We start from the raw sequence: 17,028 nt of genomic DNA on the forward strand, positions 1-17,028 counted from the left end.
TGCTTTTCACCAATCTTGCCTATCAAAAAGTTTTCACCCAGCGGTCGTCCTGTTTAACGCTACGAAACTGGAAAACCATGCTTTCGAGCGGCCCAGACAGCCAACAGAGTTGCCGTCAGTAACACCAAGAGCGCGGGCGGGAAAGCACCAGCACCAAAGCGATCCAAAAGCACGCCGCCGATGACACCACCGCCAGCGATAGCCAAGTTCCAGACAGTAACCAGCATCGATTGCGCAACGTCTGCCGCTTCTCCAGCCGCCTTGGCGAGAGCTGTTTGGAACAGCGTGGCAGCTCCCCCAAATGCGAGTCCCCAGGCGCCGACAGCTACATAAATGGCAACAGGCATATCACCTGCGATACCAAGCATCAGTGCCGCTACCCCGAACAGGGAGGTGCTGGCGAGCGTCATTACACGAAGATAGCGATCAATCAACACGCCAATGACCCAAATGCCGACCAACGCAGCAATACCGAATACCAGCAAGACCAGATCGGTTCGCTCAGCCAGATTAGCATCAGCCAAAAAAGGAGCGATATAGGTGTAAAGGATGTTATGCGCGAGCACGAAGGCCAGTACTACAAATAGCACCGGACGAATACCTGGAAGGGTGAATACCTGCCTAAGCGTTAGCCGCTTACCAACGGATTGACCCGCGAAGTCAGGCACCTTTATATGAACCCACACGATCAGGATCAGCGCCATAAGCGTCATTATTCCAAAGCAAGCGCGCCACCCCATCAGTGTGCCTAGAAACGTGCCAGCCGGGACACCCAAAGAGAGTGCCAATGGTGTTCCCACCATCGCAATAGCAATAGCGCGCCCTTTTAAATGCTCTGGCACCATTCGAGCGGCATAGCCTGCCAATAGAGCCCACAATAGGCCTGCTGCTACACCAGCGAGAAATCGGGCCATCATCGTCAAGATATAGCTCGTTGAAAGCGTCGTGATCGTATTGGCGATAGCAAAGCCCACGATAGCGGCCAGCAATAAGGGCCTACGCCGCACCCCCTGCGTGGCTGCCATCAATGGAATAGCGGCTACTAAGGAGCCGATGGCATAGAGGGTAACAAGTTGTCCCGCAAGAGATTCTGAAACCTCCAGTCCTGCTCCGATCTGGGGCAACAGGCCCGCTGGCAAAGCCTCGGTCAAGATAGTCACGAAACCCGCTAATGCAAGTGCGAGCAAAGCCGTAATGGGCAGTCGATCCGATTGTTCGGTTTCGCTTCTCTCCCGATCTAAGTTACTCATTTCCGATGTAGACATCATTATTGCCCCGTCTAAAGCGAAGGTTCAGGTGCTAAAGCACGCTTACCTGCCGCATGTGAGAATAGGCACTCACATTAGGCATATTGAGCAATTAGGAGAATAATGCTAATTTTCCGAATATATCGGAACAAAATTCCTTAATGGAAAAATATGGATGTATTAAGCGGCATTGAGTACTTCGTACAGGCGGCTGAAACCCGTAGCTTCTCTGCAGCTGGGCGAAACCTGGGCGTGTCTTCTTCAGCAGTAGGAAAAAGCGTAGCCCGACTGGAAGCTCGCCTGGGTGTTCGTTTACTTCATCGAAGCACTCGCAGTATCACGTTGACGGCGGAGGGAGTACTCTTTCTTGAGCGCTGCCGTCGTATATTAAGCGAGGTGGAAGCAGCAGAACTGGAGTTGTCAGAGATACATACGGAGCCCAAGGGCAAACTTCGGGTGAGTTTTCCACTCGTTGGGCAGCTTGTGATGCCAGTGCTGACTTCCTTTATGCATCGTTATCCTTTGATCGAGCTAGATGTGGATTTTTCAGACCGGATGGTAGATGTAATCGAGGAAGGGTTCGATGCCGTTATTCGCACCGGAGAGCCAGCAGATTCTCGTTTGATGTCACGCCCACTTGGGAACTATAGCCTGGTGCTTGTGGCCTCACCGGAGTATCTATCCAAGCACGGTCACCCACAAACACCCGCTGACTTGGTCGATCATGCTTGTTTGCAGCACAAGTTTCCCAGTACCGGTAAATATGAGGCTTGGCCGCTTCGGGCAGTTGGCAACGAAACAACTCCCACGCTAAATACAGCCATGGTGTGCAACACCTCTGAAGCGTTAATCGCAGTGGCCCGTGCAGGACTGGGCATCGCGTGCCTACCGGACTTTATGGTGAGAGAAGCTATCAGCAAGGGAGAGCTGGTTACTGTCCTGAATGAGCATATCGAGCATCAAGGAACATTTCGCATGCTATGGCCCTCCAGCAAACACTTGGCCCCCAAGCTACGGGTATTTATTGATTTTATGGTTGAAGAGCTTTTTAAGGCTTAGCTTTTTCGGTTCCTTATAAGATTGCAAACCGAGGTGATCAGACTGAAGCAGAACGGCCTTTGAAACGCATGCACAATCTGCAAAAAAACGCCTCACTTCAATGGTTGTTTAGCTCACATATGAGTTTCAGCCGTCATACTCGTCGTGGCGGCGGTTCCACACATACGGCTTCGTCTGTGGCCAACCTTCCGGTGAGTCCTCCCAGGTTTCCTGGCGACCAAACGGCGTCAAATCCAGGTATGTCCAGTGGCTACCTAAATATTCGACGCCACGGGCACCGGTAAAGTAGGTACGATAAATGTCGTTTCCATCGCGGAGGAAGACACTCGCGCCATGCCTTTCGCCCTCCTCTGTCGTTGCGCCGACATCCTCGTTGAAGTCGCTTCCGTAAGAGGAGTACCAGGGAATCGTCCAGCCCATGCGCGTCTTATATTGATTGATTTTCTCTAGCGGAGCGCGTGACACCATGACCAGCGAAGTGTCACGTGCATGGAGGTGGGCCGGGTGCGTCATGGCATCGGCCACCCACGAGCACCCATCACACCCCGCCTTCCAATCGGGGGCAAACATGAAATGGTAAACAATCAGTTGACGTTGCCCAGCGAACAAGTCGCGGAATGACACGCTGCCCTCATCACCCTGGAAGACATAAGGCTTTTCCATTTTCACCATGGGTAGCTTGCGCCGCTCAGCGCTCAAGGCATCGCGTGCCCGAGTGTGTTCTTTTTCTTTAATGAGCAATCGGTTGAGTGCCGCCTCCCACTCTTCAGGTGAGACAACTTGCGGTAAAGGGTGTTTAGTTGTTGGCATATTTGGCCCTTCTTCTTTAAAGCCTGTTTGTTCTCGCTCCGCAGAAAGATCTAACTCATGGGTTGATACTAATAGCCGAGTCAGTGCTTGAGTAGCACCATAGCCGCCGCCTCCCTTTCGGTAAGGGTCAGCGCTTCTATCAACGCGGGGTGGCAAGGCACGTTTCAATAGATTTCCGCATGGAACAAATTAGCGCCTGGAACTCCCCCTGCTTCCCCTGCCATTGGTCGTCGACCTTTCCGAGATAGCCTTGCTTAGCGTAGTCCAATAAAGCCGCATCTTCCTTTGCCAGCTGTTCCTTTGCCCACTCTGCTGCCACATCTTTTGAAGCAATATCACCCGTTGCTACAGTCAGCCACATGCGAGACAAGGTTAAGAGCACATTGCGTTCATCGCCTGCTGTCTCTGCCAGCAGAGTAGGCAAGGAATCACGAATCGCTCTTTGGACATCAGCCATTGGCACTGGCCCAAACACCTCAGCGGCGTTGACTCCATATAGCGGCAGGCTGTTATCGATCACCTTTTTCAGCACAATCGCCAGATCAGGATCACAGGCTGGTTTCGGGATGTGCCCTGCCTCGAACTCATCCCGCAACCACTCACCGTATATAAGTTCCGCCCGCGGCGGGAACCGCCAGGGCACAACATCAGAGATCGTGATGACCGTCAGCTCTACTGGCCTGGTAGCTTGTGCATTGCCAATCGTGCCAGAGACCTTCATCAGCTGCGCAACCAGAGCCTCCCTCTGCTTACAGGTTGGTGAGTCGCTCACTGCCACCAGAACATCAACATCGCTGTTACGCTGCAAGCCCCCAGCAACAGCAGAACCAAAAAGATAAATACCCACAATCGACTCACCAAGCACGTCTTCCGCGATGGATTGCGCTTGTTGTGCTTCATATGGAATCACGGGTCACACCACTTTTGCTGGAATGTAGTTTCCTACACTGACGAAATGCGGCGATGGTAAAAATCGAACCAGATAGAGAGTGTTTTTGAGTTTTTAGGTGGCCCAATATCTTCATCAAACATAAGCTTATGACCTCGGGTGTTACTATCCCAAACTCATGCAGGCCCCACGGTCACGGTTTATCAGTGATTCTCTAAAAGATATTAACTCCACGACGCTGATAGTCGTGAACAATCTCGGCGAAACCTTCACAATCTACATAGTCAAAGTAGGAATGTTCTCACGCATCACGAGCAGATAATTCATCAGGACAGTGGCCTAATGAAAAACAAGCTGGACAAGTTCATCGGCCACGGGACTGAGCTTATAGGCGGCTTTGTGATGACCAGCACTGGCTGCTTGATGCGGCAGCACACACGACTTTTCAAACAGCTTTAGCTTTTAAGATGGCTATCGGCTTGCTGGAACAATGCATTGGCAGCTTTAACATATTGGCTAAAACAGATGCAAGTAGCCTCGCCATGGGCTATTACTGGCTCACTGACCGCCTCCATCTCCTCCGCCGCCAGAGCAATCGATGCTAGACGCGTCACCTCCAAAACTCGCTGACGCTGCTATTACGCTTGAACAGTTGAACTCAGTACTACCCGAAAAGTAGACACCGTCGACCTCTTCACGCAGCTTTTCATAGCTGAAATTTTCATGTAGCTCGCTCTGATAAACGACAAATTCTGGATGATTGGTATACATCGCCAGCGCGTAGTGCTGATGCTGGCTATTTAGCCCCGCACGCTCAATACTCCGCCTTACCTGCAGCTGTGTGTAATATTCCTGGCGGCCATAATCGTTGACCAAAACGTTAGGCAATTTCTCTATGTAGCTTTTAATAGCACGCTTCTTCTTAAAGTTATCGAGTAGCCCCACCCTTAACCTCCGTTTTTTAATAAATACCAGGAAACCTCTGGTTAACTATTACGCTTGGCCATACTCTATTAAGAATCGGCTCGTGCACGAGTCCAATCAAAGTACTCATTTACAACCCGTAAATTCGCACGCGAATCCGATTCTTTTTAATAGGCTGTGGCCTTACCTGGCCTGCGCACGCCGACTTTTCAGAAAAAGCCTAGGCATTAGTCTGACTCTATAGGCAACAGATTTTAAACGTCCCCTGTGCGCTCGTTAAGACGCTCTGTTTACTCATGGCCCAAGCAAACCCTGTGACACCGCAAAGAGTGCGAAGAGAGGAATCGCCACGACCGTTGCGGCCGCATCAAATGTAATGACAACAGGCGTTGCGATAACACGCCCGGCTGTATCGATGGGGCCCCTGGGCATGCTCATACTGACTTGATACTCCTTTTCGAGCTTTTCAAGCGGCAAACTTCCTTCAATGGTATATCGCTCGCCTCTAATCTCCCGTATCAAGTGGAAGCTATCGGTGACGGGGTTTTTCGTAAAGCCCAATGCGGTTAATTGACTGACAAGTTCGGCTGAAGGGTTCTGTTCATGCAGTGTGAGCTTAATGCTGCCGGTCACCACATTGGAGCTAGAGAGCGAGAAGCCGCTAAATTCGGGAAGAAACTCAACTTCTCGGCTAAGCACCAGCACCTGGCCAAGTTGCTGCTGAGAGGGAAACAAAAAAGCTTCACGCCGCGTAGTGACCACTAAGTCGTTCGTTTCTTTATTAACGTAGAAGCCGTTAACGGCCATCAATCTCTCTGGCTTGGGCTCCCACAGTTTTGTGGTGCAGCCCGCTAAAAAAATACATAGAACGATCACTACTCGATACATGCTTCCCTCCTGGTTATGGTCTATGGCAGTCCAAGTAAACTTTACCTGACCAGAGCTTTAAAAAACCAGGGTTTTTTATAAGTATAATTTCATATAAACCTGAAATGGGAGGAGAACGACTCGTCAGCGCTATTATCAATCCTACGGCGCACCAGCTCCTCGCTATGTTTCGACTGCCGACAACCGCACATACTCAGGAACCCTTTCCTTGAGCAAGGTGATGAGTTCAGGCTGCATTAGCTCGTAGTGGTCGGGAATATCCAGGCAGACTAATCTCTTCCCCTTGAGTAACTCCCCGTACTTCTTAGCGACTTCATCCCGGTGACTCTTTTCCATCACCAGGACGATGTCAGCCCACTCAATTAAGCGCCAAGAAACGGGCGTTTTAGCACTCGAACTTGTCCCAGCTCCGACTGCTTGAATACCGGGGTAAGCTGAAAAGATATGTTCAGCCGTCGGACTGCGGAGTCTATTTGCGCTGCATATAAACAGAAGATTCAAAGCTCCTCTCTGGCCCGGCTTTACGACGCGCCTAAAGCACAGCATAATTAATTAGCAGTATTTCGAGCCATCTATCTTTGCACTTTGCAACCTTTGTAACTTTCTCACGTTATTATAGTTGCTTAGTGCTAGTTAATTACTTAGAGCCCGTTAGCTACTTAGAAGAATTACGGGCCCCACGCCGCCACTCAACCGTAGAAGAGCTGTCATGGACGATAATCGCCTAAATACCCTGGACCGGGCCACCAGCCTGGGCTTGATTTTTCTCGCCTTTGTACAGGGTTGTGCGCTCTATGCGCTGCATTTGGCTATCGACCATGAGTACTGGCTGGTCGCCGACCAGCGCTGGCTTAAGGCGCTCTACACCGTCGCAGTCGCCTTGCCAGCGTTTTATCTGATCAGCATCGTGCGACTGCGTGATCGCATCAACTTCCTACCGCTGCTGCTGGCTCCCCTACTGTTTTGGCTGGGCTGGCACCTTGGCTGGGTTGAGCAGGTGCCCGAGCCGCAGCAGTGGAGAGGCCACCCGTTTACCTTTGCCTTTTGCATGGCCGTAGGAACTGCCTTGTTTATTCTTGCGCTGTTCTTTCGTAGCAGCGCCACCAGTGGCACTTGGCCAAAAACCTATCAGCCCATGCTGAATTACTCATGGGAGCATGCCCTGACAATCGCCCAACTAGGCCTATTCATTGGAGTTTTTTGGAGCTTGCTATCTTTGTGGGCAGCGCTCTTTTCAGCCATTGGCTTAGACTTTTTCAAAACATTGTTCCAAACACCCGCTTTTTTCTATCCAGTCACCTGGCTGGTGATTGGCATGGGGCTGGTGATGGTCCGCAATCGCTTTCGTTTTATCGCGAGCGTAAGACTGATGTGCGAAGCGCTTATCAAGGCGCTACTGCCGCTGGTTGCTTTAATATTATTGATGTTCTTTGCCGTGCTGCCCTGGACCGGCCTGCAGCCGATATGGGATACCGGCAGAGCCGCGCAAATACTTATGACGCTGATGTTGACCCTGCTGCTGTTCTTCAACGCCGTTTTCTATCAAACCGATAACAAGCTGCCCTATCCTATATGGTTACGCAGCGCCGTTATGCTCGCCGTCGTATTGCTGCCGATAGGTAGCCTGCTGGCCGCCTGGGCGCTCTGGCTACGAATCGACCAATATGGTCTCAGCTTGGATAGGCTCTGGGCGGCACTGCTGCAGGCACTGACGGCAGCGTTTACCTTCAGCTACAGCCTGCTTCTGCTCTGGCGAAGACAGGCGGCGCTCCCCAGTATGCAGCGCGCCAATATTGGCCTTGCCCTGCTGGTGGCCGGGGCGCTGATCGTGGTTAATACGCCGCTGGCGGATATGCGCCGCTGGGTGGCCCAGCATCAGGTCAAGCGGTTGATAGACGGACGCACCACCGTGGATGCTTTCGACTACCGCTATCTACGCTTTCACCTCGGCCAGCCGGGCAGTTTGGCATTACAAGCACTCGCTGACAGCGAGTTTGCCCAATCGCGACCTGAGCTGATACGGCGTATTGATCTCTCGCTAAAGCAAACCAATCGCTGGAACCAGGATCCACTAGTGGATACCCACAACCTGGATGATGTCGCCCAGCAGTTTAGCGTGACCCCTGAAGACGCCACGCTACCCGAGCCACTGCTCGCCTTGTTAATTGAGCAGGGCTCAGCCTGTCTGAGCCAAGTTGAACCCTGCCAAGCGTTGCAGGTAAGCAATGGATCAGGGTTCCAATGGCTTATCTACGCGTCCTACAGCTCGCATGGACAGGTCTATACCGAGCACAATGCAGGCTGGCAGCATCTAGGCACGCTGACTGAGTTAGGCGCAGCGCAGGATGAAAATGCTGACGACTGTCGACATACCAAACCGTCAACCGATTTACAGCCCATACCAGGGTCGTTAAACGCCTATCAGAGTGGTATCTGCCTATATAGCTTGCAGCCCAGCCTCGAAAGCGTCAGGCAACAAATACAAGCCCGCGCAGAGGCAAGCGATGTTCGGATTGATTAAGGTGGCTGCTCCCCGCATTGACTACGGTTTACGCGGGGGCTAAAGCCTTACCTCCACGGCTGGATCAGTGCCGGGCTCTAACTGCTCACCGACCCAGAGCCGATGCAATCGGGTTTTGAGAATATCGCCAGGTCCAGAGATGAATTTAGGTTGTCCGAAGTGAGTCATCACTTCGTGTTGGCGCTCTAGTGCACGACGATCCTGCGAGACCACTGGGGCCAGGAACAATCGTATGGCTGCTTGTTTGAGCCAGCTTGGCGCCAACCCCTTGGGTGTCGAAAAGCGCGCGAAAGGCGTGAAACTGTTTCCCGTCGCTGGCGTGAAAATGGCGGTGACACACAGGGTTAGCTTGGTCTCACCTTCCCACCGCGCTTGAACCGTAGTGGGCGGATAATAGCGCGATACACTGCGCGAGCGGTCGCGCTCCAAAAAGCGCGACATCAGACCATAGTCAGGCTGGGTTTGCTCGATGGCCATATCGATCCCGTCGCCGTGGCTGGTAACAATCAGCTCCACTGGCAAGCGTCGATCCCGGCGACGAATAAAACCATGATGCAGATGATTGGTGTGGAACGGATCCATCACATTTTCAACCGCATCGTAGGCGCGACCCACCCAGGTACCTTGTTGCCACCAGAAATGATCAAGTTCAGGGTTGCCAAAATCAGGCGGTAACACGGGCTCGGGCGGTGCCGCGTCAGAAAGCGCCACAAAGATCCCGCCGTGCCGTTCGACTACGCGCAGTGCGTCGGCCTTCAGCTTTTGATCATGGGCCGTATCGATCAGACAACCGGGCACTTCGATACAGGTTCCATCGCTTGCGAAGCGCCAGCCGTGGTAAGGGCACTCGAGTGCCCCCTTGTGCACACGCCCTTCAGAAAGTGGGTAATTGCGGTGCGGGCAGCGATCGACCAAGGCGCCAATCCCCTCTTCGCTGCGAAAGAGTGCAATCGGTGTATCGCAACACATGACCTTTTGCGCTTTGCCGCGTTTCAGGTCTTTCGATAAGGCAACCATGTGCCAGGCATCACAGACTGACTTGGGAAATGTCATTAAGGCAGCTCCTCACCATTCCACTCGAGATCGTAAGTGGCGGCGGCATTCGTCGAGATATTGTGTTTGAAACCCGTCAGGGAGAAGGAGGCGGCGTCGCAAAGCGCACCAAGCAAAGGCCAGCGATCGCCAGGCCGAGACACCACGTCGCGCCCGGTAGCAACGCAGCGCCACCAATCGCGCATACGCGCACCTCGCACCGCCTGCGGCAGGCCAAATACGACCATCGCCGGGCCAAGATAAAGAGTGCGTGGCGCGGCCTCGGGTGCGGCGATCCCGTCACCGATTGCATGGGCAAGATGACCGGCACCAGTGAGCAATTGCACACCGCTGGTCGCGCGCGGATTGCATTCAAGCAAGTAGGCAGCGCCAGCTTCATCGAACATTGCATCGCAGGCGAACTGCCCATGAATGGCGGCACACTGCGCCAGGCGAGAAGCTATTTTGCGCAGCGTTTCGCGATGGTGGTCAGTGACAGGTTCGAAAGCATAGCCAGCCCCTCCGCCCAGGCGCCAGCTGGAACGGTAGGCAGCAAAGGCAACCAACTCTCCCCGATGCGCCACGCCGTGAAAACAGACTTCTTCACCCTGGATACGCGCTTGTGCCATCCAGGGGTTGTCGGGGCTGGGTGTAATAGCGGCCAACGCACGCCGGTCAGGGGCGACCAGAGCGCTATCACCAAATCGGCTGAAGCGCGGTTTGAACACCCACTCGCGACTTCTGCTAGCGAAGCCCGCCAAGTCTTCTACGCAGTCTATCGGATGGCTTTCCGGCACAGGCAGGCCCCATTCGCCGCAGTGGCGCGCAAAGGCGAACTTGTCGTGCAGTTGGCGCAACGTGGCAAGGTTAGGCACAAACAGGCGCTCACCCAATCGGCGTTGAAGGGCGGGCGCCGCAAGATGGAAAACCTCCTCGCAGGTCGGCACCACCCGCTCGAAACCGAAGGTATCGACTAGCTCGACAATACGCGCGCGGAAGGCTGCGCCCTGCTGCCGGGGCGCAGGATAGCGGTGAACCCGCGCAGGGGCTTTCGACCAGCGCGCCATACGCACCGGTACGCTGTCAGCCAGATGCGGCTCCCATCCGGCCGCGGCGAAATCCCGGGCAATATCCAGCGCGGCAACCGCCCGGGCGCCGGTGATAAGCACGCGTCTAGCCATCGCGCCACACCACCTTACGGCGCTTAGGGCCGCTCCACGCGCTTAGATCATGAACGACCTCAACCGGCACCGGCAAATCCCATGCCTGGCTCAGCGCCCGAGCAGCAGTCGTTGCGCTTGGGGTGGAAATCGAGGCTGGGCAAGGCGGCGACAGATGAAGCACGACACGCTCAGGCCCTGCTTCGACCTGCCAGATATTGTCGCCCCCCAGCACCGCCTCAAGCGCTGCTACCACTAGAGGTGGCGTAACGGTGCGACCCTCAAAACGCCAGATATCGTTCACCCGGCCTTGTGGCGCATGGATGACCCGACCCGCAAAACCGCACGGGCAGGGACAAGCGTCGAGCTCAAGATAATCGTCACCGCGAATACGGACTATTGGTTGGCTGGTGCGGCGAAGATCGGTAATGATCGGTCGATAGCCGGGCGTGCCGGGAACCGGCTCAAGCTCGATAGCCAACGCATGGTCGTTGAGATGCAGCCGGCCGTTCGCACACTCAGCGGCCAGAAACCCTTCGGTCGCTTGGTATATTTGACGTGGCCTTACCCCCAGCCGCTCGGTAAAGAAGTGGCACTCAGCTTCACCGGCGGGTTCGCTGCCGCAAAACAGATGCTGCAGCGAGGGGAAATGCGCCCCTGCTTCAGCGAAAGCGGCCAGCCGATGGGGCGGTGCGATCAGGATCGTCGGCTCGAATTGCGCCAATTCCTCAATGCTCTGTTCAATCGACGCTTCGAGGGGGAAATGGGCAAACATAAACCGCCCTCGCCCAACATCGCTGTAGAGCGCATTACTGGCGCGCAAATGCAGGGCGAGCCGTTGGCGCTTGAGCCAAGCACGCGCCGGTAGCAGTCGGGCCAGGCTCTGGCCGATGTAGTCGGCACGCTCTGCGGGGCTGGCGAGAAATAGCCCTCGCGCACCGCCTCCCGTTCCGGTCGACCAGCCTGCCGACAATTCGCCAACGGCTGTGCCTTGCTCCGCGGCGGCGGCCAACCCGCGCAGTTCCTCATCGCTCATGCCTAGGCTATTCCAAGCGCCGTAATCAGCACGAAGATCCTCGATGTCAGTGACCGGAAACTCCGCCAGATCACGACCGGCATATCTTGCCAGTGCGGGAGTACGGGCGATGACAGGCTGCAGCTTGCGCCACATATTGGCTCGCCGCGCAGCCAGTTGCCCCGACGACAGGCTCAGCGCACGCCGCGTTCGTATCCACGCGGCTAAGACCCGGTCAGTTTGCATCATGGCCGCCAAAGCGCTTGGCACTGGCAGCGCAATGCGAAGGTAGGATGACCAAGTCGCCATTGCAGCACGCCGCCTCGCTCAACAGGTTTAGCGTAGCGCGATAACGCCGGGTATCGCCGAGAAGTGCGGTGGTAAGCCGCGGCGGCGGTCGGCGCTGCGTGATTGACTTGCCAAGCCACACCGCATCGGCAGCCAGCAAAACCTGGCGATCATCGGTGGTGCGCAGTGCCAGCCCCCAGTGGCCGACGCAGTGGCCGGGCAGTTCGACGGCGATCAGGCTACCATCGCCCAGGATGTCGCGACCTTCGTTAAAGGGCGCAAATCCGCTGGGTAGCGCCACTGCTGGAGCATCTTCGAAAAAGCGAGCATTGGCATCGGCCGCCTGAGGAACCAGCGCAGGCAGCAGGCCCTGGCGCACGCGGCTAAAGCGACCCGGTCGGCGCAACTCGGACAGGCCCGCACGGGCGCAATAGACCGGCCGCTGGGCAAGGTGGCTCATTCCCGCGACGTGGTCGCCATGAAAATGCGAGATGATGGTGCCGACAATCGCACTGTCTTCAATCCCATGGGTCGCGAGCCAGGCGCTCCACGCCTGCTGTGCATCGATTTTGACCGGCGTTGTCCAGCGATAGAACCGCTCGGGAAACGTCTCGGTTGCATCGATAAAAGCAGGATCATAGCCGGTATCGAACAACAAAATACCCCGCGTCGGGTGATCAATCACCCCCACCATGGCGGGAAAATCAACCGCACACAGGCTCCCACCTGAGAGAGTGGCGATCTCTGGATGTCGGCATAAACCGCGTTCAAGCCAACGGAGTCCGACGCGGATCATGGCTGCTCTTCCTTCGTGGAGAGCTGCCTCGCTTCGGCCAGCAGGGTTGCCAGTGCATCATGCTGGGGTCGGTAGCCGAGTAATCGCTGAGCAGGCTCGAGATCAAAGGTCTGAGAGTAGGCCAGCGTCGCCAGCTTGTAGCGGGTCAGCATCGGCTCGCGGGCGGCGCGCATCAGCAACGCAGAGTTTTCACTGAGAACAGCAATAGCACGCGCCAAGCCAACCGGCAGCGAGACCAGTTGCGGTGTTTTGCCTAACGCATCGGCGAGCTTACCAGCCACCTCTCGTACCGCAATAGGGTTACCTCCCGATATGTTGATTGCCTTTCCGGCAAGCCCGACTGCCTGCTCCTCAGCGGCGCAGATAGCCCATGCGGCGTCGCGCAGATCGGTCAACTCAATTAGCGCCCTGCCGCCACGCGGAAGCGGCATCCGCTCGCGCCCCGCCAGTTCGGCCAGCTTGGGCAGGATCACCTGATCGCCCGGCCCCACCAGCGCCCGCGGGCGAATGGCGCAGCAGGCCATGGCGTCTTCCCGCGACGCAAGCACGCTGCGTTCCGCCGCTAGCTTGGTACGTGCGTAGTGGTTAAGTGGCTGAAGCGCGGGGCCGTCATATTCGCCGATGGCTATCCGGTCACGATACGCAGCAAAAATTGACGGCGAAGACACAAACACGAAACGCTCAACGCCCGAGCGGCTGGCCGCTTCAAGCAGGCGTTCGGTCAGTTGAATGTTGTGAATCTCAAATGCTCGCCGGGGGCCCCAGCTGGCCGATAAGGCGGCGGCATGAATCACGCTATCGACATCCTTTAAGAGCCCGCGAAAATCAATTTCTGGCTGGGTAAGATCCGCCCTAACAAACTGCGCGCCGAGTGACGTAAGCGCCTCGCCCGCCGCCTGCGAACGCCCTGTGGCTCGCACAGCATGCCCGCGTTTTAGCGCCTCGCGCACCAGCGCCATGCCCAGCCCGCCGGTCGCCCCGGTGATAAGGATACGCCGTTGACTCATAGCTTGAGCACCATTGCACTGGCACTGATCCCCGCGGCAGTGCCCAACAGCAGGATATAGTCACCCGGCTTGGCGACCCCCGTCGTGAGTGCGTGGGCGAGCACGGTCGGGATTGAGGCGGCGATCTGGTTACCGGTATTCGGGAAGATATTGACCACGCGGTCACGGTTGGGCGCGAAAAGCCGCTTGATATGCTCGACCCCTGGCGCACTCGCCTGGTGGCAAATCACGCAGGCGAGATCATCCTTGCTTATTTCCGCCTGAGTGAGCGCACGCTCGATGACGCCAGGCAACGCTTTGGCAGCGGCCTTGAAGATGCCAAAGGCGTCCATCTCGAAATAGGAACCGGCGACCAGCGCCTGGTAACCTTCAGCGATGCGCAACTTTGTGCCGCCCGCGCGAAGCTGCGCTAGCGCGTGGTGAGCACCATGGGTAACCGAAACGCTTGAACGCATTCCACAGGTTGGGTCTGACGTCGCCTCAATCGCCAGTGCCGCCGCACCATCGCCAAAGATGGAGCGCGTTTTCGGCTCCTCAGGGTTAAGCCCTGCCGACGCGATATCGCTCGCAAATACAAGCGCGCGCCGCCAGCGCCCGCAGGCAATGCCCATGGCGGCGATATCCAGTGCCACCATAAAGGATAAACAGGTCTGGTTAACGTCAAAGCTAGGCACGCCGGACTGGCCAAAGCCGAGACGGTTCTGGACTAAAGCGGCTGTAGACGGAATCGGTTGCTCCATAACGCCACAACCGCCAATGATGACGTCGGGCGGTGTACTGCCCCAGCCAGCGCGGTTAAGCGCCTCACGGGCTGCCTCAGTCGCCATCATCGAGGTGGTTTCCTCCTCGTTCGCGACATGGCGCGCAGCGATGCCAAACTGGCGTTCAGTCCAGCCGGCCGATTGACCTTGACGCTCGTCCAGGGCGCGCGAAGTTAACAGGGTGCGAGGGCGATAGCTGCCCCACCCGGCAATCGTAAAGTTGCTAATCATATGTCCAATTCTAATCGATTCGCTCTCATACTCTAATAAAGCTTAATATCAATCAATTAGAAATTAGACGATGTTCATTTTATGGCTAACTTGGTGGAGCGCGTAAAGGAGAGCCAATCACACGCTAAAAAAGCTCGTGATTTGCGGATAGCTGTCTGCTGCTTACGTTTGTTAAATTCCAGTTGCACCGACCGTGGCGAGGCCCAGGGAAAGAGCCAACACCGCTAATAGCCTCACCCACCACAGAGTGAACTGCCTGCGAAACAGGTTTATAACAAACAGCATACTTCCTACTATCCCAACTAAAACACCTACTCCAACGACTATCGCCCCTGGCTCGCCACCGAGAAAGTAGGCGCGCATTATTTCGGGAAACAAACTCCAGGCAAAAGGGATGAGCAAAGCAACTGCAATACTTGCTAAACCAGTAACTAATGCCGCGACTTCGAGCCTAAACATAGCACTCCAATATATTTAATGCCGCTTCTCACGGGTGGCAAAAACGCGGAAATGTAGAAGCTATGGTATTCGATACTTGACCAACTGTTTTGGCGCAAAGACTTTGCGCTAAAACTAACGAAGCGCGACGATGAAAAAAGCGAACCAGGCTGAGAAGTGCGCCACCTGACGGTGCGATAGGTTGTATGTCTTTATGATTGCATTTTCTATAAGTCGGATTCATGGTCATAGCATATAACGTAGCTTTGGCTTCTGGCGCATGGATTGTGTATGCGGCCACAAAGGGCTCGGTGTCTCAATTAAACATAACCTACGCCCCTTGAGCAAAGCACCGCTTATAGCCTTCCAGCTGTCAGACCGGCGGCACCATCGTCAATGGCTGAGGTAAGATCCCACTCGATCACATAAGGCATGGCTGCGATGAACCACGACACCGATCAAAAACCCCGGCGCTGGCTCAATAGTGCCACCCATCACCACTGGCTGACCCGCGAAGGGCTCGCATTGTTCGAATTTCATCGCCAGGCGCGTCTGGCCTCTGGCGGTTTCGCAGTACTCAATGGTGACGGGCGCATTCCCGACGGCGCCAGCGCCGACACCATGCTCACCGCACGCATGGCGCACAGCTGTGCCCTAGCGGCGCTACAAGGTCTACCAGGCGCTGCAGCACTGACCGAGCACGCCATTCGCGCTTTGTCTGGCAAGCTGCGCGACGAGCAACACGGCGGCTGGTTCGGGGCCGACCCCGCCACCAGCGACGACCGCACTAAGCAGTGCTATACCCATCACTTCGTCGCCCTCGGTGCCGCCACTGCGACCCACGCCGACATTCCCGGCGCGGCTGCTCTGCTCGAAGAGGCCATTGGGGTGATCGACACCCGCTTCTGGTCGATGGATGAGCAAGCTTTCGTCGAGAGTTTCAGCCAGGACTGGAGCGAACTGAGCGACTACCGCGGCGGTAACAGCAACATGCACGGCGTAGAGCTGTGCTTAGCACTAGCCGATGTGCGCGACGAACCGCTGTGGCTTGATCGGGCGCTAGCCATCGCTGAACGGCTGATTCACCACCACGCAGCTTCTCGGGATTACCGCATACTCGAACATTTTCATGGCGACTGGTCAGAATGGCCGGAGCACAACGCCGACCGCCCCGACGACGGGTTCTATCCCTATGGCGCCACGCCGGGTCACGGTTTCGAGTGGTCACGGCTGATGCTCCACCTGGAGGCAGCGCTTGAATCTCGCGGCCGCGCAGCTCCTTCTTGGCTATTCGCTGACGCTGCGGCGCTATTTGACGCCAGCCTGCGTGACGGCTGGGCCACCGACGGCACCCCAGGGCTAGTGTATACCGTGGATTGGGAGGGTCGCCCAAACTCCCTGCGGCGTCGCCACTGGACTCACGCCGAAGCACTGGCCGCCGCTGCCGCGTTTCTACAACGCACCGATCAGGCCCACTACGAGCGCTGGTATCGGCGGCTTTGGGATTTCATCGACACCACCTTTATTGATCGCGCGCGGGGCGGCTGGTATCAGGAGCTCGACGGTAAGCTGCAGATCGACACTGCCGAAGGTGACATCAAGCCCGATCTCTACCACGCTTACCAGGCCACACTGATACCGCGGCTACCCTTGGCACTCAACTTGGCGTTGGCTGTCGAGAGGCTGTAGTAGCTCAACCTTTACCCGAACTGATCGTATTATGACCACCTGAGGTTAGCTGCCAGGGTAGTGGTCACTGTGGCTAACCTAGCTATTTTTCGACTGTCGCTAATCGTACATACTCTGGAACTCTTTCCTTGAATAATTTAATGAGTTCAAGCTGCATTAACTCATAGTGATCCGGAGTAGATTCAAAGCTCCCCCTAGGCCCGGCTATACGGCCTGCCTGAAGCGCAGCGATGACTTTGACGTATCGAAGCGGAGGCATTCGAGTGACGCGCC

General features: G+C 55.9%; 16 protein-coding genes. 3 read left to right on the plus strand and 13 right to left on the minus strand.

Annotation, left to right across the window (positions count from 1 at the left end):
- Window positions 1-59: 59 nt before the first annotated feature.
- Window positions 60-1,268, minus strand: coding sequence for an MFS transporter (locus AC4EYZ_RS05360; protein ID WP_022520578.1), 1,209 nt, complete (start codon window positions 1,266-1,268; stop codon window positions 60-62).
- A gap of 150 nt (window positions 1,269-1,418) precedes the next feature.
- Here AC4EYZ_RS05360 and AC4EYZ_RS05365 point away from each other — a divergent pair, with 150 nt between their 5' ends.
- The gene (locus AC4EYZ_RS05365) at window positions 1,419-2,306 is read left to right on the plus strand and encodes a LysR family transcriptional regulator (RefSeq protein WP_022520579.1); all 888 of its coding nucleotides are present in this window, start codon (window positions 1,419-1,421) and stop codon (window positions 2,304-2,306) included.
- Between the two features lie 126 nt (window positions 2,307-2,432).
- Here AC4EYZ_RS05365 and AC4EYZ_RS05370 read toward each other — a convergent pair whose 3' ends face one another.
- The 5 genes from AC4EYZ_RS05370 to AC4EYZ_RS05390 form a co-directional block, all read right to left on the minus strand.
- Window positions 2,433-3,116 carry a DUF899 domain-containing protein gene (locus tag AC4EYZ_RS05370; protein ID WP_053856848.1) on the minus strand — a complete coding sequence of 228 codons (684 nt, stop codon included), beginning with the start codon at window positions 3,114-3,116 and terminating at the stop codon, window positions 2,433-2,435.
- A 139-nt stretch (window positions 3,117-3,255) separates the two neighbouring features.
- On the minus strand, window positions 3,256-4,026 hold the full coding sequence (locus AC4EYZ_RS05375) for an aminoglycoside nucleotidyltransferase ANT9 (protein WP_022520581.1): 771 nt from the start codon (window positions 4,024-4,026) through the stop codon (window positions 3,256-3,258).
- A 537-nt stretch (window positions 4,027-4,563) separates the two neighbouring features.
- On the minus strand, window positions 4,564-4,950 hold the full coding sequence (locus AC4EYZ_RS05380; protein WP_490204156.1) for a DUF6559 family protein: 387 nt from the start codon (window positions 4,948-4,950) through the stop codon (window positions 4,564-4,566).
- Window positions 4,951-5,223: 273 nt separating this feature from the next.
- On the minus strand, window positions 5,224-5,817 hold the full coding sequence (locus AC4EYZ_RS05385) for a hypothetical protein (RefSeq protein ID WP_474192307.1): 594 nt from the start codon (window positions 5,815-5,817) through the stop codon (window positions 5,224-5,226).
- 162 nt (window positions 5,818-5,979) lie between these two features.
- Window positions 5,980-6,318 carry a low molecular weight protein tyrosine phosphatase family protein gene (locus AC4EYZ_RS05390; protein WP_053857110.1) on the minus strand — a complete coding sequence of 113 codons (339 nt, stop codon included), beginning with the start codon at window positions 6,316-6,318 and terminating at the stop codon, window positions 5,980-5,982.
- Window positions 6,319-6,526: 208 nt separating this feature from the next.
- Here AC4EYZ_RS05390 and AC4EYZ_RS05395 point away from each other — a divergent pair, with 208 nt between their 5' ends.
- Entirely contained in the window at window positions 6,527-8,338 is a 1,812-nt protein-coding gene (locus AC4EYZ_RS05395; RefSeq protein ID WP_474192308.1) for a DUF4153 domain-containing protein, read from the plus strand.
- A gap of 39 nt (window positions 8,339-8,377) precedes the next feature.
- Here AC4EYZ_RS05395 and AC4EYZ_RS05400 read toward each other — a convergent pair whose 3' ends face one another.
- The 7 genes from AC4EYZ_RS05400 to AC4EYZ_RS05430 all read right to left on the minus strand — a co-directional run bounded on the left by AC4EYZ_RS05400 (window position 8,378) and on the right by AC4EYZ_RS05430 (window position 15,087).
- Window positions 8,378-9,391 (minus strand): aromatic ring-hydroxylating oxygenase subunit alpha, encoded by a 1,014-nt coding sequence (locus AC4EYZ_RS05400; RefSeq protein WP_190373738.1) that lies wholly within the window; start codon window positions 9,389-9,391, stop codon window positions 8,378-8,380.
- Entirely contained in the window at window positions 9,391-10,551 is a 1,161-nt protein-coding gene (locus AC4EYZ_RS05405; RefSeq protein WP_159176319.1) for an ATP-grasp domain-containing protein, read from the minus strand. The genes AC4EYZ_RS05400 and AC4EYZ_RS05405 overlap by 1 nt, the downstream gene beginning before the upstream one ends.
- On the minus strand, window positions 10,544-11,854 hold the full coding sequence (locus tag AC4EYZ_RS05410) for a hypothetical protein (RefSeq protein ID WP_490204157.1): 1,311 nt from the start codon (window positions 11,852-11,854) through the stop codon (window positions 10,544-10,546). The genes AC4EYZ_RS05405 and AC4EYZ_RS05410 overlap by 8 nt, the downstream gene beginning before the upstream one ends.
- Window positions 11,781-12,629, minus strand: coding sequence for an MBL fold metallo-hydrolase (locus AC4EYZ_RS05415; RefSeq protein WP_159176317.1), 849 nt, complete (start codon window positions 12,627-12,629; stop codon window positions 11,781-11,783). Before AC4EYZ_RS05415 ends, AC4EYZ_RS05410 begins: the two co-directional genes overlap by 74 nt.
- The gene (locus tag AC4EYZ_RS05420) at window positions 12,626-13,636 is read right to left on the minus strand and encodes an NAD-dependent epimerase/dehydratase family protein (RefSeq protein ID WP_159176316.1); all 1,011 of its coding nucleotides are present in this window, start codon (window positions 13,634-13,636) and stop codon (window positions 12,626-12,628) included. Before AC4EYZ_RS05420 ends, AC4EYZ_RS05415 begins: the two co-directional genes overlap by 4 nt.
- A complete protein-coding gene (locus tag AC4EYZ_RS05425; RefSeq protein WP_490204158.1) occupies window positions 13,633-14,628 on the minus strand; it encodes a 3-oxoacyl-[acyl-carrier-protein] synthase III C-terminal domain-containing protein in 996 nt (331 codons plus the stop codon). The genes AC4EYZ_RS05420 and AC4EYZ_RS05425 overlap by 4 nt, the downstream gene beginning before the upstream one ends.
- A 171-nt stretch (window positions 14,629-14,799) precedes the next feature.
- Window positions 14,800-15,087, minus strand: coding sequence for a hypothetical protein (locus tag AC4EYZ_RS05430; protein WP_027959842.1), 288 nt, complete (start codon window positions 15,085-15,087; stop codon window positions 14,800-14,802).
- A 420-nt stretch (window positions 15,088-15,507) separates the two neighbouring features.
- Here AC4EYZ_RS05430 and AC4EYZ_RS05435 point away from each other — a divergent pair, with 420 nt between their 5' ends.
- A complete protein-coding gene (locus tag AC4EYZ_RS05435) occupies window positions 15,508-16,755 on the plus strand; it encodes an AGE family epimerase/isomerase (protein WP_474192683.1) in 1,248 nt (415 codons plus the stop codon).
- Window positions 16,756-17,028 lie beyond the last annotated feature (273 nt).

The organism is Vreelandella sp. 162(4c) (assembly GCF_058152265.1).